This is a genomic window from Bacteroides sp. RTP31139st1_H2_RTP31139_211217 (genome assembly GCF_040227615.1).
In the GTDB taxonomy this organism is placed as follows: Bacteria; Bacteroidota; Bacteroidia; order Bacteroidales; family Bacteroidaceae; genus Bacteroides; species Bacteroides uniformis.
Window position 1 is genome coordinate 1 of record NZ_JBCNZM010000245.1, and the last position, 4,882, is coordinate 4,882.

The following is a 4,882-nucleotide window of genomic DNA, read 5'->3' on the forward strand; positions in this document are numbered from 1 at the left end:
TAAATGATTCAAGTGAATCGAATTTATTTAATTTTTAACCGACTAGTGACCAAAAAATTTTTAGTGGACACTAGTGAATTTCGTCCATAAATGTTGCTCAATATTTATATTTGTTGTATCTTTAGGAGCAGAAAAGGAGATTGAAGAGTAAGCAACTAAAGGTGCATCTTTCTTCCTTTGGATAGACAAAGAACGACTGTCTATTGCTCCTTTTCTAAAGCAGTTTCTTCGGAGACTGCTTTTCTTTTTCACAGAAGCTTTACGGACTTTCATCAAATCTAGCTTAAATTTCAATATTTAAATCTTTCATAATAAAATCCATTACAAATAGGAGGTCTTGCTCTGCAATGACACAAAACCTCCTTCCTAATGTAACAACAACCAATACCTTGCCCATTTCAACTCACCTGCATAATTGAAATTGTTATTGATTATATAAAAGCATTTTTACGCGTTTTATTTCATTATCAATAACAGACCTACTGAGGAACCCGACTTCAATATATACCATGCAGAAAAACGAATATAAACCATATTCTAACTGGGCATTCCAGTCACTCCTCTATCCACCCACCTATTCAATCTTTCCAAACGCTCAGGAGCAACATCATATCTACTTCTTAACTTGACATATGCATGCTCTATTTTAGAGGTCAGCTCATCTATCATGGAAGCTGCATTAAGTGAATCAATCCCCACATTTTTAGCCTTCGCCAACACCTCCTTTATATCATACTTGTTCTTGCTACTAATATCCCGTCTGATAAAAGCTTCTTCCAGCATATCATACACATTGAACTGATTCATGCAATAAGCAACACATGCAAGCTCAAAAGCCTTTTTACTATTGAACATACAATAAGAAAGCTCTATATCATATGTCTTTTGTATATCCATATAACAATCATACCATTTTTTCAGTACCAACAAACAAAAGGACGTAGTATATAAATCCTCTCCACGGATTGTCCTACCGAAAATGGACTTGACCTTCTTGAATCTGAATTCATACCTTAGCACATTCAAATCCTCAAAATCCTCAAGCCCCTGCTTTATATCATCCGTCCTTTTACAACTTTTCATTTCAGCTATCTTATCATAAAACACCATCTGACAATCATGCTTGCTAAAATACAAAGTCTCTTTCTTTATATGAGCACTATAGAAACCATCCGAATACAACAACCTACGCATATATAACCAAGGCATATGCTTCACACGGAAATTGAAAGCAACATCCAAACGCTGTACCACAGCCTTTTCAATAGGGACACCAAGAGCCACACTCAATGCCTTAACCCCACTTCTAATTTCCCATATCCCTAAAGGCTTTGCATAATTATTACCCAATACCCACTTAGTCAGACTACCTTCTACCACCAAAGTAGTTCCCCTAACTTCTACCCGCATGTTCCTCAGATAGCCGACAACCCTATTCTCTGAACATACACTCACAACAATTCTGCAAGGAATCTCTTCCATGAAACTAATTTCATTATTCAAGTCCTTTTCGGACAACACAATTTTTATTGAGTCATACATTACTGCCTCCTTTTTTAAATTGTTATTATTTTAATTATATTATTCATATTATTATAAAGCATCCTGCGCATCGAGGTATTCATCAACCGTCCCTATAGAATGCCTCAGTATCCAATTTTCTATTTCAGAACGCCTAAACCGCAGAACACTCCTCCTCCTTAAAGTAGATTTATAGAAAGGAATCTCCTTATTCGACGTTTTTTTATAAACCGTGTGTTTAGAAAGCCCCGTTATTTTACACACTTCGTCAATTCCAATAATTTCAGTACTAGAACTCTTCATATTACCAAAATAGGAATTCAGAACCTCACCAATCAATTTCTTCAGTTCATCAACAGTCAAACCATTTATTTGTATTTCTTTTTTCTTTCCCATATTTTTTAATTTTGACACAAAATAAAGGAATAAAAAAGAGACATACAAATTTAAAATGCGACATAAAGCACAACAACAATCGGCATACACTATTGATTACCAATATCATATACCGATTTAAAAAGTCGCAAAGTCATAAATTTACGTCTAGGCAGTCTGTGCAAGGAGTAGTTTTAATTCATTCTTACAGTCATCATATGAAGGCACTCTATTATGAGAAGCCAAATTCAATTCCTTACCTTCATTATCACTAAAATATTGATTTACTAAAACTGCTGAAAAACCACCCGTCAAAACTTCAACAACAACTCGTAAACAAGCTTTAGCTCCACGTTTTCTTGTATTAAATTTTATTTTCTGCGTAACATCCAAGCCGCAAGCCCTAAACACCTTACGAAAATTCAATTTCTCATTTTTAGAAGGGTCAATCCATTCCTCCTTACACAAATAATCATAAACAGCATCCAATTGCATATCCGAATAGGCGCTGTACATTTTCTGGTTTCCTATTCGTTTCTGACTATCTTTCAACAATTTCAAATAAGTAATCAAATTAGCATTCTCTAGATATAAATAATCATTCAGTAAATGTCCAAGATAATTCCAGTCTTGCCGAATTCGAATCCCCATCGGAGAATCCTCCTCAATATTGAATTTGCCAATCATTCGACGTACATCATCAAGAGTAACACCTAATTTTTCTAAAACATAAAAACCTTGTCTCCAGGCCTCAACTTCATTCTCCTCCGTTATTTTTCCATAATGTCCATAACGCGTATCCAAAAGTTTCTCAACACGTTCTATTTGCCTATCCAGCAAATCCCTATCATATGAAGTGGTTCTTTTAATATAGCTTTCCATCTCCGCAACGTCAAAACAACCCTTTGCCCGTATCAGCTTATTCAAAAAGTTCTCAATACTCTCTTCTTTTTTCTTTCTCATGCCCTTTTATAAATTTACGTTAATTTTATACAATGAATTTATTGTCATTTTCTCTATTTCAACATCACCGAAACTATCCAAATAAGTATTGGTAGTCTCCAGGTCTTTATGTCCCATTACCTGACTTATCATTTCACGAGGAACACCGTTAGTCTGTAGGGTCATAGCCATGGAATGTCTACTCACATAGCTTGTTAATTTCTCTGTAAATCCAAGCTCCTCGCCGATTTCTTTTAAACGCTCATTATAGCGTGCCAGTCTACGACGCAAATGGTCATAAAGCTTCTCACCATCATAGTCTTTCGACACTAGAGGAAGAAGATAATCACCTACAAGAACACTGTTGGACTTGAACCACAGAAGCAGATTATTCAGTTCATCAGTCACGGGTATTCGAATGAATTTGGCATTCTTACTGTGTTCCGTCTTATGCCTTTTATATATAATATGTACAGAAGTACCCTCCACCCTTATATTCCCTTTCCTCAGATTAGCCATATCGATGAAACTCATCCCATAACAGAAATAAGAAAACAGAAACAAGCGCCTTACAATTTCCTTGGGCTTGTTCTCAAACTGCCGGTTCATCAATCTCAGCAGATATTCTTGAGGCAAATACCGCTTACGGGTCTCTTCTTCCAATGCGGAAATACAAAAACCACCTTTACCGAAAGGATAAGAAGTCGAAGAACATTCCTTAGCAACGATAGCACGATTCAATATTGCCCTTAACGTCTTCATATCGTGCTTACGGGTGTTGCCGCACCACCCTTTCTTTTCCATAAAAGAATTATAGGCGGAAACATACTTGATGTCTATCTCTTGAAAATAACGTGTGGACAGCTTCTTGTCGAACAATTTCATATTACAGATGACCTTTTCCCACACTTTTGCATTACCGATATGTCCCGTTTCTTTCATATCTTTAATACACAACAATGCGAAATCCAAGAACTTTCCCTTCTTATCCTTATATAGGAAAGCATCCTCGAATTGATTCAGCGTCCAATCAATCCTATCAAACTCAAAATGGCGCTCGACTTCTTGAGCGCGTGCCAGCAGTTGAACTATTCGCGCATTGAATTCCTTATAATTAGGACAGACACGCTTATCACATCTGAAACGTTCACCAATAACGTCCCATTCCTCCTTCTTGGAGTAAAGCCCCAGTGAAATATACTTGGCTTTCATGTTCTTTATGATTCTCAATGAAACCGGATAGGTTCCATCCTTCCTCCTATTAGAGGAATGCAAAAGCACTTTAAATGTTGCCATATTATAAATATTAAAGTGCAGCAAAAATATAGGGTTATTTCTCAAAAGAAGAAAAATAGGTTTATAAAAATATCGCCTATTTAATACTGATTAACAGAAGAAAATATATACCTAATTTCTGCCACGTTTTCTCCCTAAAACTTTCCTAAAATATTAAAGTAGACTGTATATAAACAAATACAAACAACAATCAACATCACAGCAGCTGATAATCAACTACAAAACAACAAGTTACGCATATCAAAAGAAAAAAACTCATTATTAATACAAAAAAAGAGGAAGAAAATTTGCAGAATCCCCATAAATACGTACCTTTGCACCGCAATTCAAAGAAAGACGGGATGTAGCTCAGCCCGGTAGAGTACGCGTCTGGGGGGCGTGTGGTCGCAAGTTCGAATCTTGTCATCCCGACTGAGTAAAGTGCTGGTAATCCAATGATTATCGGCACTTTTTCTTTTTATACATTTCCTGATTTTAGCAGTAGAAATGGGACAAAATCAAGGTTAGTGTAAACCATAGTGTAAACCGCTGCACAACCTTTAAAGCAATGAGTATCAAGGTTTCAGTGATTTGTTTTAAGAGTAAAGTGTTATCAAACGGAGAGCACCCTCTCATGTTACGTATTACAGAGAGCAAAAAAAGAGTAATGAAAAGTTTGGGAATATCCGTAATGTAGCTAACACTTGAAAAGGGACCCGGAACAACATTTAAAAAGTGCCCCACCCATGGGTATGTTTAACCGAACAAA

Annotated in this window: 4 protein-coding genes, 1 tRNA gene and 1 pseudogene; 2 read left to right on the forward strand and 4 right to left on the reverse strand. The window is 36.2% G+C overall.

The annotated features are described in order from the left end of the window. Positions 1–537 precede the first annotated feature (537 nt). The 4 genes from ABUA47_RS23060 to ABUA47_RS23075 form a co-directional block, all read right to left on the reverse strand. Positions 538–1,542 (reverse strand): phage/plasmid replication protein, encoded by a 1,005-nt coding sequence (locus ABUA47_RS23060; RefSeq protein WP_005835136.1) that lies wholly within the window; start codon positions 1,540–1,542, stop codon positions 538–540. Positions 1,543–1,593: 51 nt separating this feature from the next. Continuing rightward, positions 1,594–1,917, reverse strand: coding sequence for a helix-turn-helix transcriptional regulator (locus ABUA47_RS23065; RefSeq protein ID WP_005835135.1), 324 nt, complete (start codon positions 1,915–1,917; stop codon positions 1,594–1,596). Between the two features lie 147 nt (positions 1,918–2,064). Next, entirely contained in the window at positions 2,065–2,859 is a 795-nt protein-coding gene (locus ABUA47_RS23070; RefSeq protein WP_005835134.1) for a hypothetical protein, read from the reverse strand. Between the two features lie 6 nt (positions 2,860–2,865). After that, complete coding sequence (locus ABUA47_RS23075; RefSeq protein ID WP_118067145.1) at positions 2,866–4,134, reverse strand: site-specific integrase; 1,269 nt, start codon at positions 4,132–4,134, stop codon at positions 2,866–2,868. A gap of 337 nt (positions 4,135–4,471) precedes the next feature. Between ABUA47_RS23075 and ABUA47_RS23080 the strand changes: the two genes are divergently transcribed. Both ABUA47_RS23080 and ABUA47_RS23085 read left to right on the forward strand, forming a co-directional pair. Further along, positions 4,472–4,545: transfer RNA gene (locus ABUA47_RS23080), tRNA-Pro, on the forward strand. Positions 4,546–4,681: 136 nt separating this feature from the next. Next, positions 4,682–4,804, forward strand: a pseudogene (locus ABUA47_RS23085) (Arm DNA-binding domain-containing protein); the annotation flags it as partial. Positions 4,805–4,882 lie beyond the last annotated feature (78 nt).

Bases quoted from the DNA above. Each gene is read 5' to 3' on its own strand.
- ABUA47_RS23065 (WP_005835135.1), bottom strand. From the start codon at position 1,917: ATGGGAAAGAAAAAAGAAATACAAATAAATGGTTTGACTGTTGATGAA.
- ABUA47_RS23075 (WP_118067145.1), bottom strand. From the start codon at position 4,134: ATGGCAACATTTAAAGTGCTTTTGCATTCCTCTAATAGGAGGAAGGAT.
- ABUA47_RS23070 (WP_005835134.1), bottom strand. From the start codon at position 2,859: ATGAGAAAGAAAAAAGAAGAGAGTATTGAGAACTTTTTGAATAAGCTG.
- ABUA47_RS23060 (WP_005835136.1), bottom strand. From the start codon at position 1,542: ATGTATGACTCAATAAAAATTGTGTTGTCCGAAAAGGACTTGAATAAT.